Origin of the sequence: Wenjunlia vitaminophila DSM 41686 (genome assembly GCF_000380165.1) — a bacterium.
GTDB lineage: Bacteria > Actinomycetota > Actinomycetes > Streptomycetales > Streptomycetaceae > Wenjunlia > Wenjunlia vitaminophila.
The window spans coordinates 56,896-75,326 of sequence record NZ_KB904652.1 but is presented as its reverse complement, the minus strand read 5'-3'; the positions used below and the strand labels follow the sequence as shown (position 1 = coordinate 75,326).

At 72.7% G+C, this 18,431-nt stretch carries 19 protein-coding genes; 8 read left to right on the top strand and 11 right to left on the bottom strand.

Going from position 1 to position 18,431, the window contains the following annotated elements:
- The first annotated feature begins 11 nt into the window (after positions 1-11).
- Positions 12-2,015: a Stk1 family PASTA domain-containing Ser/Thr kinase gene (gene pknB / locus A3IG_RS0105985; protein WP_026219943.1), complete on the top strand. Its 2,004-nt coding sequence runs from the start codon at positions 12-14 to the stop codon at positions 2,013-2,015.
- A complete protein-coding gene (locus A3IG_RS0105980; RefSeq protein WP_018382635.1) occupies positions 2,012-2,932 on the top strand; it encodes a deoxyribonuclease IV in 921 nt (306 codons plus the stop codon). The genes pknB and A3IG_RS0105980 overlap by 4 nt, the downstream gene beginning before the upstream one ends.
- A 23-nt stretch (positions 2,933-2,955) precedes the next feature.
- On the opposite strand, the gene A3IG_RS0105975 is transcribed toward A3IG_RS0105980, so the two are convergent.
- Positions 2,956-3,588, bottom strand: a complete 633-nt coding sequence (locus tag A3IG_RS0105975) for a sulfite oxidase-like oxidoreductase (protein ID WP_018382634.1) — start codon at positions 3,586-3,588, stop codon at positions 2,956-2,958.
- A gap of 296 nt (positions 3,589-3,884) precedes the next feature.
- Between A3IG_RS0105975 and bfr the strand changes: the two genes are divergently transcribed.
- Positions 3,885-4,364 (top strand): bacterioferritin, encoded by a 480-nt coding sequence (bfr, locus tag A3IG_RS0105970; RefSeq protein ID WP_018382633.1) that lies wholly within the window; start codon positions 3,885-3,887, stop codon positions 4,362-4,364.
- Here the strand turns inward: bfr and A3IG_RS0105965 are convergent.
- Together A3IG_RS0105965 and A3IG_RS0105960 are read right to left on the bottom strand one after the other, a co-directional pair.
- The gene (locus A3IG_RS0105965) at positions 4,342-4,653 is read right to left on the bottom strand and encodes a (2Fe-2S)-binding protein (RefSeq protein ID WP_018382632.1); all 312 of its coding nucleotides are present in this window, start codon (positions 4,651-4,653) and stop codon (positions 4,342-4,344) included. The genes bfr and A3IG_RS0105965 overlap by 23 nt on opposite strands.
- 162 nt (positions 4,654-4,815) lie before the next feature.
- The gene (locus tag A3IG_RS0105960) at positions 4,816-6,162 is read right to left on the bottom strand and encodes a class II 3-deoxy-7-phosphoheptulonate synthase (RefSeq protein ID WP_026219941.1); all 1,347 of its coding nucleotides are present in this window, start codon (positions 6,160-6,162) and stop codon (positions 4,816-4,818) included.
- Between the two features lie 320 nt (positions 6,163-6,482).
- Here A3IG_RS0105960 and A3IG_RS0105955 point away from each other — a divergent pair, with 320 nt between their 5' ends.
- Entirely contained in the window at positions 6,483-8,432 is a 1,950-nt protein-coding gene (locus A3IG_RS0105955) for a chorismate-binding protein (protein ID WP_018382630.1), read from the top strand.
- Between the two features lie 84 nt (positions 8,433-8,516).
- Here the strand turns inward: A3IG_RS0105955 and A3IG_RS0105950 are convergent, their stop codons facing one another.
- Positions 8,517-9,542 (bottom strand): 6-phosphofructokinase, encoded by a 1,026-nt coding sequence (locus A3IG_RS0105950; RefSeq protein ID WP_018382629.1) that lies wholly within the window; start codon positions 9,540-9,542, stop codon positions 8,517-8,519.
- Positions 9,543-9,870: 328 nt separating this feature from the next.
- Here A3IG_RS0105950 and A3IG_RS0105945 point away from each other — a divergent pair, with 328 nt between their 5' ends.
- Positions 9,871-10,368: a TetR/AcrR family transcriptional regulator gene (locus A3IG_RS0105945; protein ID WP_040910901.1), complete on the top strand. Its 498-nt coding sequence runs from the start codon at positions 9,871-9,873 to the stop codon at positions 10,366-10,368.
- The gene (locus A3IG_RS0105940; protein ID WP_018382627.1) at positions 10,359-10,724 is read left to right on the top strand and encodes a hypothetical protein; all 366 of its coding nucleotides are present in this window, start codon (positions 10,359-10,361) and stop codon (positions 10,722-10,724) included. Before A3IG_RS0105945 ends, A3IG_RS0105940 begins: the two co-directional genes overlap by 10 nt.
- A 19-nt stretch (positions 10,725-10,743) precedes the next feature.
- On the opposite strand, the gene A3IG_RS0105935 is transcribed toward A3IG_RS0105940, so the two are convergent.
- Positions 10,744-11,571, bottom strand: coding sequence for a lysophospholipid acyltransferase family protein (locus A3IG_RS0105935; protein ID WP_018382626.1), 828 nt, complete (start codon positions 11,569-11,571; stop codon positions 10,744-10,746).
- Between the two features lie 254 nt (positions 11,572-11,825).
- On the opposite strand from A3IG_RS0105935, the gene A3IG_RS0105925 reads away from it, so the two are divergent.
- Positions 11,826-12,719, top strand: coding sequence for an alpha/beta hydrolase (locus A3IG_RS0105925; protein WP_018382625.1), 894 nt, complete (start codon positions 11,826-11,828; stop codon positions 12,717-12,719).
- Positions 12,712-13,335: a hypothetical protein gene (locus tag A3IG_RS0105920; protein ID WP_018382624.1), complete on the top strand. Its 624-nt coding sequence runs from the start codon at positions 12,712-12,714 to the stop codon at positions 13,333-13,335. The genes A3IG_RS0105925 and A3IG_RS0105920 overlap by 8 nt, the downstream gene beginning before the upstream one ends.
- Positions 13,336-13,403: 68 nt before the next feature.
- Here A3IG_RS0105920 and A3IG_RS0105915 read toward each other — a convergent pair whose 3' ends face one another.
- The 6 genes from A3IG_RS0105915 to A3IG_RS0105890 form a co-directional block, all read right to left on the bottom strand.
- Entirely contained in the window at positions 13,404-14,246 is an 843-nt protein-coding gene (locus tag A3IG_RS0105915; RefSeq protein WP_018382623.1) for an endonuclease/exonuclease/phosphatase family protein, read from the bottom strand.
- 12 nt (positions 14,247-14,258) lie between these two features.
- Positions 14,259-15,203, bottom strand: coding sequence for an ROK family glucokinase (locus tag A3IG_RS0105910; protein WP_018382622.1), 945 nt, complete (start codon positions 15,201-15,203; stop codon positions 14,259-14,261).
- An 83-nt stretch (positions 15,204-15,286) separates the two neighbouring features.
- The gene (locus A3IG_RS28690; protein ID WP_018382621.1) at positions 15,287-15,709 is read right to left on the bottom strand and encodes a DUF5304 family protein; all 423 of its coding nucleotides are present in this window, start codon (positions 15,707-15,709) and stop codon (positions 15,287-15,289) included.
- A gap of 48 nt (positions 15,710-15,757) precedes the next feature.
- Positions 15,758-17,026 carry an ArsA family ATPase gene (locus A3IG_RS0105900; protein ID WP_322887984.1) on the bottom strand — a complete coding sequence of 423 codons (1,269 nt, stop codon included), beginning with the start codon at positions 17,024-17,026 and terminating at the stop codon, positions 15,758-15,760.
- 14 nt (positions 17,027-17,040) lie between these two features.
- Positions 17,041-17,526 carry an SRPBCC family protein gene (locus tag A3IG_RS0105895; protein ID WP_018382619.1) on the bottom strand — a complete coding sequence of 162 codons (486 nt, stop codon included), beginning with the start codon at positions 17,524-17,526 and terminating at the stop codon, positions 17,041-17,043.
- 105 nt (positions 17,527-17,631) lie between these two features.
- Positions 17,632-18,393, bottom strand: a complete 762-nt coding sequence (locus A3IG_RS0105890; protein WP_018382618.1) for a metallophosphoesterase family protein — start codon at positions 18,391-18,393, stop codon at positions 17,632-17,634.
- Between the last annotated feature and the right edge of the window lie 38 nt (positions 18,394-18,431).

The window sequence follows — 18,431 nt, the reverse complement described above, 5'->3', positions numbered from 1 at the left end:
GACTCCTCGGCGTGGATACGACCGTGAACGACCCCTTGGTCGGGCAGACGCTTGACGGCCGCTACCGGGTAGGGGCGCGGATCGCCGTGGGCGGGATGGCGACGGTTTACCGTGCGCTGGACACCCGACTGGACCGGGAGCTCGCCCTGAAGGTGATGCACCCGGCGCTCGCCTCGGACCAGGGGTTCGTGGACCGGTTCATCCGCGAGGCCAAGGCCGTCGCCCGGCTCTCCCACCCCAACGTGGTCGGTGTCCACGACCAGGGCACCGACGGCTCCTACGTCTTCCTGGCCATGGAGTACGTCGCCGGGTGCACCCTGCGGGACATCCTCCGTGAGCGCGGTGCGCTGCACCCGCGGGCCGCCCTGGACATCCTGGAGCCGATCCTGGCCGCGCTCGGCGCCGCCCACCGCTCCGGCCTGGTGCACCGCGACGTCAAGCCGGAGAACGTGCTCATCGGCGACGACGGACGGGTCAAGGTCGCCGACTTCGGACTGGTCCGCGCGGTCGGCTCGGCCACCGCCACCACCACGGCGGGCTCGGTCATCGGCACCGTGTCGTACCTCTCCCCCGAGCAGGTCGAGCACGGCAACGTGGACGCCCGCTCGGACGTGTACGCCTGCGGCGTGATGCTCCACGAGATGCTGACGGGCAGCAAACCGCACGAGGGCGACACCGCCGTGCAGGTCATCTACCGGCACCTCAACCACGACGTGCCGCCGCCCTCCCGCCTGGTCCCCGGGCTCGCCCCGGAGCTGGACGAGCTGGTCACCCGGGCGGCGGCCCGCTCCGCGGCGGACCGCCCCGGCGACGCGGTGGAGCTGCTCGCCCTGCTCCAGGCCGCGCGGCGGAGCCTGAGCCCGGCGCAGTTGGACGCCGAGCCGCCCACCGCCGCCACCCGGCCCGCGGGCGACACCCACACCACCCGGCTGCGCCGCACCCCGGTCACCCCGCCCACCGCGGCGGCGACCGGCGCAGCGGCGGGGTCGGGGCCGGGCGGGCCGTCGCCGGACGGGGCCGAGCCGCTGAACCGCACCTCCCGGCTCCAGCTCCCTCCCGAGCTGGCCGGGCGCCGGGCCGAGGCCGCCGACCACCCCGTCGGCCCGCTGCCCGCCCCGTCCCGCTTCGCCTCCCGCCGCGGCCTGCTCGCGGTGTTCGCCGCCGTGGCCGCCCTGGTCGGCATCGGCGCCGTGGTCTGGTTCATCGGGGTCGGCCGCTACACCTCCACCCCGAGCGTGCTCGGCCTGTCCCGGGTGGCGGCCGAGGCGGAGCTGGAGGACTCCGGCCTGGACGCGGAGTTCACCGAGGTGTTCAGCGAGACCATCCCCGTCGGCAAGGTCGTCTCCACCGACCCGCGCAACGGTGAGCGCGTCCGCAACGGGGGCACCGTCACCGTCGCCGTCTCCAAGGGCCCGGAACGCATCGACGTGCCCAAGGTGGCCGGGGACCGCAAACGGGACGCCGAGCGGGTGCTGGAGGAGGCGCGGCTGACCGTCGGCACCGAGCGCACCGCGTTCAGCGACACGGTGCCCAGGGGCCGGGTCATCGGCACGGAGCCGGCTGCCGGCACCCGGCTCAAGCCGGACGCCCCGGTCAGCCTGGTGATCAGCAGGGGCGCACCGGTGGACGTGCCCGACCTGGTGGGCCTGACGCTGGAGGAGGCCCGTCAGGAGCTGGCCGACGCCGGCCTGGAGCTGCGCACCGCGGGGGACGAGGTCTACTCCGACGACGTAGACAAGGGGTCGGTGGCCGCCCAGACCCCCGACGCCGGCGCCACGTCGGCCGAGGGCAGTAGCGTCACCCTGACCGTCTCCAAGGGCCCGCAGCTCTTCGAGGTGCCCGACGTCAAGGGCAAGAAGCAGGGCGAGGCCCGGCAGATCCTGGAGGACGCCGGCTTCGAGGTGGACGTGTTCGACGCCCTGCCCCTGTTCGGCGACGACAAGGTGTGGCGGCAGTCCCCGGGCGGCGGCTCCCTCAAGCCCAGGGGTACCACCATCGACCTCACCGTCCGGTGACCGGGGGCGACCCGGCCCGACGGCCGGCGACCACGGGCGGCGACGGGCACCGGCGCAACCCCGTCGGCGGTCATGTCCCGGTGGCCGGTGGCCTGGCCACCGCCGGCCTCGCCTACGCCCGGCGGATGGGCGCCGAGACGGTGCAGGTGTTCGTCGCCAACCCGCGGAGCTGGGCCACCCCGGCCGGCGACCCGGCCGAGGACGAGCTGTTCAAGGCGTCCTGCCTCACCGAGTCGATCCCGGCGTTCGTGCACGCCCCCTACCTGATCAACCTGGGCTCGCACACCGAGGCCACCGTCCTGGCGTCGGTGCTGTCGCTGCGGCACTCGCTGCGCCGGGCCCACGTCATCGGCGCCCGGGGCGTGGTGGTGCACACCGGCTCCGCGACCGGCGGGAGGAGCAGGGAGGTCGCGCTGGCGCAGGTCCGCGAGCGGCTGCTGCCGTTGCTCGACGAGCTGGACCAGGACGACTCGCCCCGGCTGCTGCTCGAGCCCACCGCCGGGCAGGGCTTCTCCCTGTGCTCCCGGGTGGAGGACCTGGGGCCCTACCTCGAGGCGCTCGAGGGGCACCCTCGGGTCGGGGTCTGCCTGGACACCTGCCACCTGTTCGCCGCCGGCCACGACCTCGCCGCCCCCGGCGGGGTCGGGCGGACCCTGGACGCCCTGGTGGACACCGTGGGCGTCGGCCGGCTCGGGCTGGTCCATGCCAACGACTCCAAGGCGGGCCTCTCCTCCCACCTGGACCGGCATGAGAACATCGGCGCGGGCCGGATCGGCGCCGACCCGTTCCGCGAGCTGTTCGCCCACCCGGCGACCGAGGGCGTGCCGTTGACCGTGGAGACCCCCGGCCCGCAGGACAGGCACGCCGCGGACGTCGCCACCCTGAAGGGGCTCCGCGAACGGTCACCGGAGGGCTGACCGGGGAACTGCGCCGCGGGGCGTCAGAGCTCCGGGCCGTCCCCCGGCTCCTCCTGGTAGGAGTAGCGCTGCTCGCGCCACGGGTCACCGATGTTGTGGTAGCCGCGTTCCTCCCAGAACCCGCGGCGGTCGGTGACCATGTACTCCACGCCACGGACCCATTTCGGCCCCTTCCAGGCGTACAGGTGCGGAACGACCATCCGGACCGGGAAGCCGTGCTCGACGGTGAGCGGATCCCCGCCCCGGTGGGTGGCCAGGATCGTGGAGGGGTCGGCGAAGTCGGCGAGGCGCAGGTTGGAGCTGAACCCGTACTCCGCCCACACCATGACGTGGCTCACCCCTGCCGCCGGGGGCGCGAGCTTCAGGATCTCCCCGGCGGACACACCGCTCCACTCCACGTCCAGCATGGAGAACCGGGTGACACAGTGGAAGTCGCCGACGACGGTGGTGCGCGGCAACGCCGAGAACTCCTCGTGGTTCCACGCGTACTTGCCCCCCGAGGCCGTGGCCCCGAAGACCTGGAGCTCCCAGCGGTCGGGTTTGAACCTCGGTACCGGGCCGTAGTGCAGGACCGGCCAGCCCCGTTGCAGGCGCTGGCCAGGGGGAAGCTCGCCCGCCCGCTGGGCCGATCCCTCTTCGCGTTCGGACTGCCCCATGGCTCCATGGTGACAGACGGGTCGGACGGCCCGCACGGCACCCCAAGCATGCCAAGCACGTCAAGTCCGAAATGACGCACCTTTAAGGCAACCCATACTAAGCCCGCACTTACTGGAAGCATTTTCTGAAGAGTGCGAAGATGCGCCCAGACAGTGACGACGGCCGGAAGGAAACCGGCGGGTCCCCGGTTTCTCGGGGGCTTTGCGCGCGATTTTTCGGACAGGCTCCTGACCGGGTCCCGACCGGACCAGACGGTTTCAGATGGCTACCGACAGGATTCAGGAAGGCACGCACCATGCAGGGCGATCCCGAGGTCATCGAATTCCTCAACGAGCAGCTCACCGCGGAGCTGACCGCGATCAACCAGTACTTCCTGCACGCCAAGATGCAGGAGAACTTCGGCTGGACGAAGCTCGCCAAGCACACCCGGAACGAGTCCATCGAGGAGATGCGGCACGCGGAGGTCCTCACCGACCGCATCCTGTTCCTTGAGGGCCTGCCGAACTACCAGCGGCTCTTCCACGTTCGGGTCGGGCAGACCGTCACCGAGATGTTCCAGGCCGACCGGCAGGTGGAGCTGGAGGCGATCGACCGGCTGCGGCGCGGCATCGACGTGATGCGGGCCAAGGGCGACGTCACCTCGGCGAACATCTTCGAGTCGATCCTCGCCGACGAGGAGCAGCACATCGACTACCTGGAGACCCAGCTCGACCTGGTGGAGAAGCTCGGCGAGCCGCTGTACATCGCGCAACTCATCGAGCAGCCGGCGTCCTAGCCCCCCGGGCGGCCAGAGCGGGTGCCCCGGCGGGCACCGGCACCGCTGCGGGCTCCGCCGCCTCCGTGGCCACGGAACGGGGCGAAGGGGGCGCCGCCACGTCGGCGAGCGCGGCCCGGCGGCGGCAGACGGCGGGACGGCCGAGCATCGACTGGATCCGCCGCACGCAGCCGCCGCAGTCGGTGCCCGCCCGGCACGCGGAGGCTATCTGCCGCGGGGACTCCGCCCCCGCCTCGATCTGGGAGCGCACCTGTTGTTCGGTGACGCCGAAGCACAGACAGACGTACATGCGCCGGGCACCTCCGCAGCGGTCCACTCGACAGGCTCTCGATAGAGTGAGGTTAACCTAACCTTACTCGTCGCGCCAGTTCCCGGCCGCCAGCCCCGGCCGTACAACGCGGTGGGGTGCGGACCATCGGCCCGCACCCCACCGCGACACACCCGCCAGCGACTAGCTGCGGTACATCTCCGCCACCAGGAAGGCCAGGTCGAGCGACTGGCTCCGGTTGAGCCTGGGGTCACACGCCGTCTCGTACCGCTGGTGCAGGTCGTCGACGAAGATCTCGTCGCCGCCACCCACGCACTCGGTCACGTCGTCCCCGGTCAGCTCCACGTGGATGCCGCCGGGGTGCGTGCCGAGGCCGTGGTGCACCTCGAAGAAGCCCTTGACCTCGTCGAGCACGTCGTCGAAGCGCCGCGTCTTGTGCCCGCTTGCCGCCTCGAAGGTGTTCCCGTGCATGGGGTCGCAGACCCAGCCCACCAGGGCGCCGGACGCCGTCACCTTCTCCACCAGCTCCGGCAGCCGGTCCCGGACGCGGTCCGCTCCCATCCGGGTGATGAAGGTCAGCCGCCCGGGCTCCCGGTCCGGGTCCAGTCGCTCGACCAGGGTCAGCGCGTCCTCGGCCGTGCTCGAGGGGCCGAGCTTCACCCCGATCGGGTTCCTGATCCGGCTGGCGAACTCCAGGTGCGCACCGTCGAGCTGCCTGGTCCGCTCCCCGATCCACACCATGTGGCCGGAGACGTCGTACAACTGCCCGGTCCGCGAGTCCACGCGGGTCAGGGCGGACTCGTAGTCCAGGATCAGCGCCTCGTGGCTGGAGTACAGCTCGACCGCCTTGAACTGCTCCGGGTCCACCCCGCAGGCGTGCATGAAGCGCAGCGCCCGGTCGATCTCCCGGGCCAGCGCCTCGTACCGCTGCCCGGAGGGCGAGGACCGCACGAAGTCCCGGTTCCAGGCGTGGACCTGCCGCAGGTCGGCGTAACCGCCGGTGGTGAACGCGCGCACCAGGTTCAGCGTCGCCGCCGAGGCGTGGTACATGCGCTTGAGCCGCTGCGGGTCCGGGGTCCTGGCCTCGGGGGTGAAGGCGAACCCGTTCACCGAGTCCCCCCGGTAGACCGGCAGGGTCACCCCGTCCCGGGTCTCGGTCGGCTTGGACCGCGGCTTGGAGTACTGGCCGGCGATCCTGCCCACCTTCACCACCGGCACCGAGCCGGCGTAGGTGAGCACCGCGCCCATCTGGAGCAGCGTCTTGAGCTTGTTCCTGATCTGGTCCGCGGACACCGCGTCGAAGGCCTCGGCGCAGTCCCCGCCCTGCAACAGGAACGCCTCGCCCCGGGCGACCGCCCCCAGGCGCGCACGGAGCTGGTCGCACTCGCCGGCGAAGACCAGCGGCGGATAGGACTCGAGCTCCGCGAGGACGTCGCGCAAAGCCTCCTGGTCCGGCCATTCAGGCTGCTGCGCCGCGGGGAGGTCTCTCCAGGTGTTGCCACCAGTGGTGGTATCGGCGTTCTCGGTCACGCACCCTAGGTTACGGTGTCGGCCCCGGCCCCCCGTCGCCCCGCCCAACAAGTGAGACGCCACGCTCCGCACCACGCCCCCGTGGGCGCCGACCCGGCCGGCGCGCGGTCCGGGCACTCGCCGTGGTCCGCCGGCTGGGCTAGGGTACGGGCCATGCGCGCGCTGACGACCAGCTCCTGGTGGTGGCCCCTCCCCGAGGCGGCCTCCCTGCTCACTCGCGCCTAGGCACACACCGCAAGCGCACACCAAGGCCGCCCCCAGGGGCGGCCTTCGGCGTTTCCGGAGTTCCGTTCCTGAGGTCATTCGGAAGGAACCGACCCGTGGACGACGCCCTCAGAAGGACCACCCCCGTGGACACCACCGCCCGGAACGTGATCCGTCGGCTGCTGGACCCCGCCGCTCCCCCGTTCGCCCTGTTGCGCCGCCGGGGCCCCGGGCGGGAGGACGGCGACACCGTGGAGGTGCTGACCGGCCCCGTCGAGACCGTGGACCGCCTGGCGCGGATCCCGCTGCCCTCCGGGGCACCCACCGGGGGACCGGCGATCGACGCCCTGGCGCTGGTCCCGTTCCGGCAGATCCGCGAGCGCGGCTTCCAGGTCCGGGACGACGGCACGCCACTGCTGGTGCTGCGCCCCACCGAGGTCCACGAGATCGACTGCGCGCAGGCCCTGGGGGCGCTGCCCGACCTGCCGGTCGCGGTGCGCGACGGGGTGTTCGACGTGTCCGACGACGCCTACGCCCGGATCGTGGAGCGCGTGGTCACCGAGGAGATCGGCCGGGGTGAGGGGGCCAACTTCGTCATCCGTCGGACGTTCACCGGCGAGCTGCCCGGCTTCGACGCGGCGACCGCCCTTTCGCTGTTCCGCCGCCTGCTGGTCGGGGAGCGCGGCGCCTACTGGACCTACCTGGTGCACACCCCGCAGCGGACCCTGGTCGGGGCGAGCCCCGAGGTGCACGTGCGGATGGCCGGCGGGACGGTGACCATGAACCCGATCAGCGGGACCTACCGCTACCCCCCGCAGGGCCCCGACCTGGCCGGCCTGCTGTCGTTCCTCCACGACAGCAAGGAGGTCGAGGAGCTGACCATGGTCGTCGACGAGGAACTGAAGATGATGTGCGCGGTGGGCGACCTGGGCGGAGTGGTGGTCGGGCCGCGACTGAAGGAGATGGCGCACCTGGCGCACACCGAGTACGAGCTGCGGGGGCGCAGCAGCGCCGACGTGCGGGAGGTTTTGCGCGCGACGATGTTCGCCGCGACGGTCACCGGGTCCCCGGTGCAGAACGCCTGCCGGGTGATCGAACGCCACGAGGAGGGCGGACGCGGCTACTACGCGGGGGCGCTGGCGCTGCTCGGCCGGGACGCCGGCGGCGGGCAGACGCTGGACTCGCCGATCCTGATCCGCACCGCGGACATCGACCCGGACGGCACCCTGCGGGTCCCGGTGGGCGCCACCCTGGTCCGGCACTCCGAGCCCCGCGCGGAGGTGGCCGAGACCCACGCCAAGGCGGCGGGGGTGCTGGCCGCGCTGGGGGTCCGCGAGGGGCGGCCGGCCCCGGACGGGGCCGCCGTGTCGTTCGCCGACGACCGGCGGGTGGTGGCGGCGCTGGCCGCACGCCGGGCGACGCTGGCGCCGTTCTGGCTGCGGATGCACCACGGGAGGACGCCCGGCCCGCTCGGCGGACACGCCCTGGTGGTGGACGGGGAGGACACCTTCACCGCGATGCTGGCGCACCTGCTGCGCGCGGTGGGCCTGACGGTGACCGTCCGGCAGTACGCCGAACCGGGTGTGGTCGCGGCGGCCCTGGCGCACCCGGGCCCGGTGGTGCTCGGCCCGGGACCCGGTGACCCCCGGGACCCGGACGACCCGAAGATGCGGCTGCTGCGCGGCCTCACCAGGGACCTGTTGGGAGGACATCCGCACGGGGTGCTCGGGGTGTGCCTCGGTCACGAGCTCCTCGCCCTGGAGCTGGGTCTGCCCCTGGTGCGCAAGGCGGTGCCGTTCCAGGGCGCGCAGGAGACGGTGGACCTGTTCGGCGTCCCGGAGACGGTGGGCTTCTACAGCACCTTCACCGCGCGGTGCACCGCCGCCGCGGCCGACCGGCTGGCCCTGCGCGAGGTCGAGCTCAGCCGTGACCCGGTCACCGGTGACGTGGTGGCCCTGCGCGGCCCGGGCTTCGCCGGGGTGCAGTTCCACCCCGAGTCGGTGCTGACGCTGGACGGCCCGGGCATCGTCTCCCGGCTGCTGGCCCCGGTGGTGGTGCCCCGGTGACGCCCGTCGGTGGTCGGTCGGGCGGGCGACGGGCGGCCACCGACCCCCGCGGGCGCCGGCCTTGACCGGCGCCCGCAGCCGGGGTCAGCCGAAGAAGACCTCCGCCTCGGCGTACAGCGCCGGGTTCACCGTCTTCAGCTTGGCGGTGGCGTCACCGATGGGGACCCGGACGATGTCGGTGCCGCGCAGGGCCACCATGGTGCCGAAGTCCCCGTCGTGCACCGCCTCGATGGCGTGCAGTCCGAAGCGGGTGGCGAGCCAGCGGTCGAAGGCGCTCGGGGTGCCGCCGCGCTGGATGTGGCCCAGCACCGTGGTCCTGGACTCCTTGCCGGTCCTCCGTTCGATCTCGCCGGCCAGCCACTCGCCGATCCCGGAGAGCCGGACGTGGCCGAACGAGTCAAGGGAGGCGTCCTTGAGGACCATCTGCCCCTCCAGGGGCACGGCCCCCTCGGCGACCACCACGATCGGGGCGTAGTTGATCTCGAAGCGGCTCTCCACCCAGGCACAGACCTGGTCGAGGTCGAAACGGCGCTCGGGGACGAGGATGACGTTGGCCCCTCCGGCGAGGCCCGCGTGCAGGGCGATCCACCCGGCGTGCCGGCCCATCACCTCGACGACCAGCACCCGACGGTGCGACTCGGCGGTGGTGTGCAGGCGGTCGATGGCCTCGGTGGCGATGTTGACGGCGGTGTCGAAGCCGAAGGTGTAGTCGGTGGCGGACAGGTCGTTGTCGATGGTCTTGGGCACCCCCACGGTCCTGACGCCGTAGTCGACGAGCTGTGCCGCGACCCCGAGGGTGTCCTCCCCGCCGATGGCGACCAGCGCGTCCACCTCGTACTTGCTCAGGTTGTCCTTGATGCGCCGCACCCCGTCCTCGGCCTTGAACGGATTGGTCCTCGACGAGCCGAGGATGGTGCCCCCGCGGGGCAGGATTCCCCGTACCGCCGGGACGTCCAGGGTCTGGATGTCGCCCTCGAGCGGCCCGCGCCAGCCGTCTCGAAAACCGACGAAGTCATGCTGGTACTCCTGCACGCCCTTGCGGACGATGGCGCGGATGACCGCGTTGAGTCCGGGGCAGTCACCGCCGCCGGTCAGAACTCCGATCCGCATGGTCCTTCCCTTCCGAGCACTGGCGTGTGTGACGTCCGTCTCACACCACGCTAACGCCGGCCGAAGGGTATGGGGATGGCCCGGGAATCTTATTCCGCAGAATCCCAGGGGACTTGTTTCTTGCTATTCACTCGCATGAGCGATCCTTGATTTACCCATTCAACGGGCAGGCTTGACGCCTTTTCGAGTACGTCACCGGCGACGCCCTCGCGGGGGCGCGGCGGGCGGCGCCCCCGCCCTTGGGCGGCGACTTCCCGGCACCTCCGGCGCATCGTAAGAGAACGATCGTTCTTGACTGATCGTTCTTGAATCACATACGGTCATGGACATGGGACGACCACGCGCCTTCGACACCGACCAGGTCATCGGAGCCGCGGCTGCCCTCTTCGCCGCCCGGGGCTACGAAGGCACCTCGGTGGACGACCTGGTCACCGCCACCGGCATCCACCGGGGCAGTCTCTACAAGGTCTTCGGCTCCAAACGGAGCCTGCACCTGGCCGCTCTGCGCAACCACCTCGACCGCGAGATCCACCCGGCCGCCGCCGCCGTCGCCGCCCTCACCGACCCCGAACAGGCGCTGACGGCGGCCATCGCCTCCTACGACAACGGCCCGGCCGCCGGACTCCTCCTCCTCGCCGCCGCTGAACGCGCCCCCCACGACCCGGAGGTCGCCGCGCTGGTCGCGGAAGGCATCACTGCCCTGGAGGACGCCCTGGGCCCCGCCTACGGGGACGCCGCCCCCCGACTCGCCTCCACCGTCCTCGGTGCCCGCCTGCGCCTGCGCGCCCTGCCGACCGCCCCCGAAGGAGCACTGACATGGCCCTGATCTCCATCGACCGTGAACGCAACCTGCTGACCGCCGAGATCCAGGGCCTGGACAAGCTCTGGGCCCTCAAGAGCCGCCTGGAGATCCCTCTCGCCCACGTGCGTGGCGCCACCCACGACCCCGGCATCGCCCGCGAACCGAAGGGCATCCGCGTCGGCGGCACCCACCTCCCGGGTGTCATCACCGCCGGCCGCTTCCGCCGCCACGGTGAACGCCTCTTCTGGGACGTGAAGAACCCGGACAAGGCGGTCGTCATCGAACTCGCCGACGCCGAAACCTACGACCGCCTCGTCGTCGAGGTCGATGACCCCCGCGCCACCGTCGCCCTCATCGAACAGTCCATCGCCCGCCGCTGACGCGCCGGGCCTGGGCCTGCTAGGGCCTGTCGGTCGGCTGGTCGCCCTTCCCGCCGGGAGTGCCCTGTCCCCCGGTGGCGGGGCGGTCCCCTTTCTCCCCGGTCCTTCCCGCTTTCTCGGCTGCTTTCTCGGCCGCTTTCTCGGCAGCCTTTTCGGCCTTCCGGGCCTCTTCCAACTCGCGCTTGGCCTCCAGCGCGTAGACGTCCACGTATTCCTGGCCGGACAACTTCATGATCTCGTACATGACCTCGTCGGTCACCGACCGCAGGATGTACCGGTCGTTGTCCATGCCCTGGTAGCGGGTGAAGTCCAACGGCGGGCCGATGCGGATGCCCGGCCGCATCAGTTTGGGCAGCAGCTTGCCCGGAGGTTGGATCTTCTCGGTGTCGATCATCGCCACCGGGATCACCGGCGCCCCGGTGGCCAGCGCCACCCGGGCCAGCCCCCCCGGCTTGCCGCGGTACAGGCGCCCGTCGGGCGAGCGGGTGCCCTCCGGGTAGATACCGAACAGCTCTCCCCGCTCGATCACCTGGATGCCGCCACGGATCGCCGCCTCGCCCGCGCCGCGCTTGCCGGAGCGGTCCACGGGAAGCTGGCCGACGCCGCGGAAGAAGGCGGCGATCGCCTTCCCCTTCAGCCCGGTGCCCGTGAAGTACTCGGACTTGGCGATGAAGGTGATCTTCCGGTCCACCACCGCGGGCAGGAAGAGTGAGTCCGAGAAGGACAGGTGGTTGCTCGCGATGATCGCGGGGCCCTCGCGCGGGATGTTCTCCAGCCCCTCCACCCACGGGCGGAAGGTCACCCGGACCAGAGAGCCGATGGACAGCTTCATGATGCCGTAGAACAACCGAGGACCTCCTGTGTCTGACAGGACAGACCCTAATCCCTTTTCCGGTCCGCGCGGTCTCCCACCATTCGTCGGGCGACCCCGGGGGCCGCGGTCGGTCCTGAAGGGCCGGGGGAGCCCGCATACTTGCTACGACGGGGTCATCACGGGGTCGAGTAGCATGCGGCCGGCGATTCCCCACCCGTCCTCGCCCGCCGCGACCTGTTCCACCCGTTGACCACACGCTCCGCACGTCCAGCGGAAGGAGCCCCCAGGTGCCGTTGATGCCCGGAGCCGAACCGTTCCACCACCAGGGCGGCGAGGTCGGTGTGGTGCTGAGCCACGGCTTCACCGGATCGCCCCAGTCCATGCGCCCCTGGGCCGAGTACCTCGCCGAGCGCGGGTTCACCGTCTCCGCGCCGCTGCTGCCCGGGCACGGGACGCGCTGGCAGGACATGCAGACCACCGGCTGGCAGGACTGGTACGCCGAGGTGGACCGCGCGGTGCGGACCCTGTCCCAGCGCTGCCGGCAGGTGTTCCTGTGCGGCCTGTCGATGGGCGGGGCACTGGTGCTGCACGCCGCGGCCCAACACGGGACGGCGGTGGACGGCCTGGTCCTGGTGAACCCGTCCGTCCGGGCCGACCAGAAGCTGATCGCCGCGGTCCCGGTGCTGCGGCACCTGCTCCCCTCGGTCCCCGGGATCATCCGCGACATCGCCAAGGAGGACGCGGACGAGGTCGGCTACCAGCGGGTCGGACTCCACGCGCTGCACGGGCTCAGCCAGTTGTGGAAGGTCGTACAGGCGGAGTTGTCGCAGGTCAACCAGCCGGTGCTGCTCCTGCACAGCCGGGTGGACCACGTGGTCTCGCCGGCGAACTCCGCACTGGTGCTGGAACGGATCTCCTCGGTGGACGTCACCGAGGTGTGGCTGGAGCGCAGCTACCACGTGGCCACCCTGGACCACGAGGCAGAACTGATCTTCTCCCGCAGCGCGGAGTTCTTCGGGCGCCTCACCCGGGTCGGCACCCCGGCCGCCACGACGGCCGCGGCCCCTGTCGCGGCGCCCGACGCCGCCGCGGAGGCCGGCCTGACGCTCGCCGCCGACGCCGGTGCGGCCCCCGCCGGCGACACAGGACCGGTCCCGGAGGCGGGGGTGGACGGTGGCTGAGGACCGCGACGAGCGCGACCGGAACCAGGAGCGCGAGGACGCGATCTGGGAACAGTTGGTCGCCTCCTTCGACCGGGAGCCCTCCTCCCTGGACACCCCGCCCTGGCCCGACGCGGAGACCCTGGACGACGACGCGGGCACCACGGGCGCCAGGACCGGAGGCGGCCAGGACGAGCACGCCGCGGCGGAGCCCGGCCCCGAGGACGACGCAGGTCCCGGGGACGACGGTGACGCGGTGGACGGTGACGCGGGCGAGAAGGACCCGGGCGACGACGGGGTCAACACCACCCGCAGCATCCTGGTCGCCACCGGCCCCGTGCACTGGCCCCGGGAGCTGGGTCCGCGTGACTTCGAGACCGCGGACGAGGAGGAGCACTTCGTTCCCCCGCCGCCGCCCCCACTGCCCAAGCTCGACACCACCACCAAGTTCGCCTGGCTCGCGGTCCTCGGCGGGCCCCTGCTGCTCATCGTGCTGGTGCTTCTCCAGCAGCCCATCGAGTGGTGGGCGGCCACCCTGGGGATCGGCGGTTTCCTCGGCGGCTTCGGCACCCTGGTCGCCCGGATGAAGGACCGGGACGACGAGGAGGACGACCCCGACGCCGGCGCGGTGGTCTGAGTCCCACGGCCGCCGGCACCGCTGCCGTGGGGAACGGCCCCGGGCGCGCCGGGGCCGTTCGCCGTCGGTCAGCCGCGCAGGCGCAGGGCGGCGAGCACCGGCAGGTGGTCACTCGCCGCGGCCAGGTCCGCCGGGTCCAGGCCCGGGAGGTCCTCCGGCTGGGGCACGCCGCAACCGAGCACCTCCACCTCGGGGGTGACGAACACCCCGTCGATCCGGCGCAGCGGCTCCCCGGCGGGGGAGGTGAACGTCCCGCCCCAGGGCACGGTGGCGTGCGCGTCCCGCAGCTTGCCGGTCAGCAGTTGCCAGGAGCTGCCCTCCGGGGCCTCGTTGATGTCGCCCGCGGCCACCGCGTACCGTTCGCCGGTTCCGTCCACCCGCCGCAGCAGCGCGTCGGCCTGTCGCTGCCGTTCGGCCCGGTCCAGACTCAGGTGGCAGCTCACCACCCCCAGCCTGACCGACCCGAACTCCAGCGTCGCGGTGGCGAAGCCGCGCCGGTGCAGCCCGGGGGTGCGGGGCAGCAGCACGTCCTCGCTGTGCACCACCCGGGCGCGCAACGACGAGAGCAGCAGCGGCCCCGCGGCGGGCTGCCCGCCGGTGACCGCGACGAGCCCACAGTCCCTGGCGAGCCAGGCGGCCTTCTTGCGCCACCGGAAGAAGCGCGGCGCCTCCTGGACGCACACCACGTCCGGCGCGCAGGCCCGGACCACCCGTACCAGGGCGGCCCGGTCGTCGCGCAGCGAGCGGACGTTGTAGCTGAGCAGGCGGACCACCACTGATCCGTCGCTCTCGGAGGCCGAGGCGGGCAGCCCCCTCCCCAGCGCCTGGGTGTCCGCCGGCTCCCCTGGTTCGGCCCGGCCGTTGCGGGCAGCAGAGTCAGCGGGGTCGTTGCCCGGTGTCGGCGACGTCATCACCCGGTCCTCTCAGCCCTGGCGCGCCAGGTCCGCCGCACCGACCAGACCGGCCCTGCCGCCCAGCCTGGCCACCAGGACCTGGGCGTGCGGGCGGTGCTGCCCACCGACCAGCCACCGGCGGAAGGACTTGCGGATCGGCTCGAGCACCACCTCGCCGGCGTCCGAGACCCCACCTCCGACGATGAACGCCGAGGGGTCGAACAGGGACGCGAGGTCGGCGAGGCCGGCACCGGCCCAGCGGGCCAGTTCACGGAAGGAGTCGATGGCCACCGGGTCCCCCAGCTCCACGGCGCGGGTGACGTGCTGGCCCTCGATGCCCTCGCTCGTCCCGTCCCCGAGGGAGAGCAGGACCTCGGCGCTCTCCGGGGTGGCGGCGGCACGCTGGCGGGCGTAGCGGACCAGTGCCCGGCCGCTGGCGTACTGTTCCCAGCAGCCCTGGCTGCCGCAGCCGCACAGCAGCCCGTCCGGGACCACCCGGATGTGACCGATCTCGCCGGCCACGCCGAAGCGGCCCCGGTGCAGCCGGCCACCGATGATGATGCCGCCGCCGAGACCGGTGCCCAGGGTGATGCAGACCACGTCGTCATGGCCCTTGCCGGCGCCGAAGCGGTACTCCCCCCACGCGGCGGCGTTGGCGTCGTTCTCCACCACCACCGGGAGACCCACCCGCTGCTCGACCTTGTCCTTCAACGCCTCCCGGCGCCAGTCGATGTTCGGCGCGAACAGGACGGTGGCCCGCTTGTCGTCCACGTAGCCGGCGGCACCCACCCCGACGGCCTCGATGTCCTGACCACTCGCGCAGACCGCCCGCACCGCGTCGGAGATGGCGTCCACCACGCCCTCGGGGGTCGTCGGAGTCGGCACCTTGACCGTCTCGAGAATCAGTCCTTCCTCGTCGACCACGCCGGCTGCGATCTTGGTGCCGCCGATGTCGACGCCGATGGTGAGTCCCATGTGTCCCTCAGTTGCTCGGTCGATCCCCGCCGGGGGTAACCGTACCGGCCCGGGATGCTTCACGACGTCAGGGGCCCGTGGGCTCAGTCCAGGTCGATGTCCTCGCTGCGGGGCGGCGGACCGTCGGTCCAACGCCGTTCCTGGTCGGTGACCGCGGCACGGTAGGCGGCGAGCAGCTCGTTGCCGGCCGCGGCGAGGTGGTCGAAGAGCTCCGGGTTGCGTCCCTTTGCCTGGTCGAACATCGACTTGGCCTGGTGGACCAGGAGCTGGGTGGGCAGGCCGAGCGGTGTGCCGAGCTCCTGGACGCGGTCCGCGACCGCTCCCGCGAGCTTGCGCAGTTCGTCGGCGGCGCTCCCCGGCTGGTACGCCTGGTTCACCCGGCGCTTGGAGGCCTGTTCGGCCATGTCCTCGGCACACGCCGTGGACCAGGCGTCGTCGTCCGGCTGTGGTGCGCCGGTGGACTTCTCACTGGCGGACGGGTCTGGGGAGAGCGGGGATTCGCTCATGGTCGACTCCTGGTGCGCGCGAGGGCCGGCATGGCCGTGTCCTTGACGTTACCCGACGGTTCGGCGCCGCGGCCACAGCCCCGGGTCCGGCGTGAACCGGACCAGCAGCGCGCCGTCCCGCACGCTGGCGCCCGCGGCGGTGCAGCGCCGCAGCACCGCGGGGAGCGGCAGTATCCGCCGGTACGGGCCCAGGTCCACGACCAGCTCGTCGTCGCGGCGGACCAGGTGCAGGTCGGAGCGCTCCGCGCCGGGCAGGGGCAGCCGCCAGGTGAACTGGCCTTCCTCGGCCCCGTGGACATCGGCCCCGTGGGCGTCGGCCCCGTGGGCGTCGGCCCCGGACGGCAGCACGGTCCACGGTTCGGCCGCGGGACCGGGGGGCCGGGGGGCCACCGCCAGGCCGGCGCCGAGTGCCGCCAGGTCGTCCCGACCGGCGGGTTCGCGTCCCAGGTGGGGGAGCTCGCGCACCGGCAGGCCAGCGGTGCGCAGCGCCTCGATCCCGTCCCGCTGTCGGGCGGACAGCGCCGCGAGCCAGGGGTCGCCGGACCCGGTGGGCAACACCTGGTTGACCAGGAGCGCCTCCAGGCGGTGGCCGAACAGGGCCAGCGCGGGCCGGGCGCGGCGCAGCGCCTGGGCCGCCCGCTGCGGCGGGAGGACCAGGTGGACGGTGGTGGCGTTGTCCTCGACCACGGTCCGGGCGGCGGCGACCGCGGCACGGACCCGCCCGGCGACCTCGTAGAGCCGTTCCGGCGGCACCGGTGCCCCGGCGACCGCGGCGAGCAACGGGTGCAGGGCGCGGGCGGCCCGCCGTTCCGCCGGCAACAACCGGTCGAGGTGCCGGTGCAGCCGCTCGGGCAGGGCCAGCGCGGTGAGGGTGACCGGCAGCGGTGGACAGTCCACCACGACCAGGTCCCAGCGCGGGTCGGCGACGTGTTCGCGCAGGGCCCGCAGGAGCGCGGTCTCGGCGGCGCCGGGGAGCGCGGTGAACTCCTCGGGGTCCAGCGGGCGGGTGCCGAGGAGTTCCGCGGCGAAGTGCGTCAGCGCGGCGGGGTCGTCGGCGCCGGGGCGGGGGCCGAACCGGTGGACGGCGAGCCCGGGCTCCACCTCGACCGGGCGCCCGGCGGGCACGGTGTGGCCCAGCAGGCTCCCGAGCCCGTGGGCGTCCGCCGCCCCGGGGTCCGTCCCGTGGAGCCGGAACCCGTGGTCGTCGGGTCCGTGGTCGCCGGTGAGCAGCAGGGTGCGCGTTCCACGGCGGGCGGAACGCACGGCGGTGGCCGCGGCGGCGGTGGTGCGGCCGGCCCCGCCGTCCCCGGTGACCAGGACGGTGCGCGCGTTCAGAGCTTCTTGGTCCCCTCGCCACGGGCGGGGCCGGACCCGGGCGAGATGTCCTCCACACGCTGCTTCAGCCCGGAGAGCGCCCGGTCGATGATGACCTTCTCCGCCTTCCGCTTGATCATGCCCAGCATGGGGATCTTGACGTCCACGGCGAGTTGGTAACTGACCTCGGTCGCGCTGCCGTCGCCGATCGGGGTGAGCAGGTAGGTGCCGTCGAGCGAGCGCAGCATCTGGGACGTGACCAGGGTCCAGCTCACCCTGCGGTCACCCTCCCAGGTGTAGGCGAGGGTGTGCTCGTCCTTGATCGCGCCGGCGTCGAGGAGGAGGCGGACCTGCTCGGCCCTGCCGTCCGCACCGACCCTGACGACCTCCGCCTCCTTCACCTCACCGGTCCACTCCGGGTAGCGGGCGAAGTCGGAGATGACCCCCATGACCGCGGCGGGGCTCGCTTCGATGGTGATGCTCGACCTGGTGTGGTCCGCCATGGCCTCGGTCCCTCCGGGACGGTTTCGTCCCACATGTCGGTGCGTGGTGCGGGAAGGCTATCGCGTGCGGACCGCGGGCGTGCCGGTCGGGCGGCGCAGGCGTCGTCACCAACGCAGCACCCACGGCCGGCCGGTGGCACGGAAGTGACCGACGTTGACGCACTCGGTGACGCCGATGCGCATCCGGTCCGCGAGCGGTTGGTGGACGTGCCCGAACAGGGCGTACCGGGGCTGGGTGGCGCGGATCGCCTCGAGCACCGCCTCGCTGCCCCGCTCGAACCGGCGGGCCACCACGTCGTAGGTGAGGTCGGGGACGGCCGGGGGGATGTGGGTGCACAGCACGTCCACCGGCCCCAGCGCGGCGACCTTGGCGGCGTAGGTCTCCTCGTCCACCTCGTACGGGGTGCGCATGGGACTGGGCAGGCCGCCGCCGACGAAACCGAAGGTCCACTCCCCTATCCGCACGGTGGCGCCGTCGAGCACGGTCACGCCGTCCCCGGCGTACTCCGGCCACAGGTGCGGCAGGTCCACGTTGCCGTAGGTGGCGTAGGTGGGGGTGGGGAACGCGGCGAAGAGCTGGGCGTACTGGCGGCGCACCGCGGTCTCGATCGCCTGCTCCCGGTCCAGGTCCTTCCACAGCTCCGCGGCCATCGCCCGCGCCTCGGCGAAGCGGTTGGCGGTGCGCAGCGCGACGATCCGGCTGGCCGCGGCGGCTCCGAACAGGTCCGGGAAGATGCCCCGGGAGTGGTCGGCGTAGTCGAGGAAGAGGATCAGGTCGCCGAGGCAGAGCAGCGCGTCCGCACCGTCTCCCGCGCGGGCGAGGGCCTCGTGGGAACCGTGGACATCGCTGACGACATGGACCCGCATGGCACCAGCCTAGAACCAATGAGCGGTTACCTGCGGGT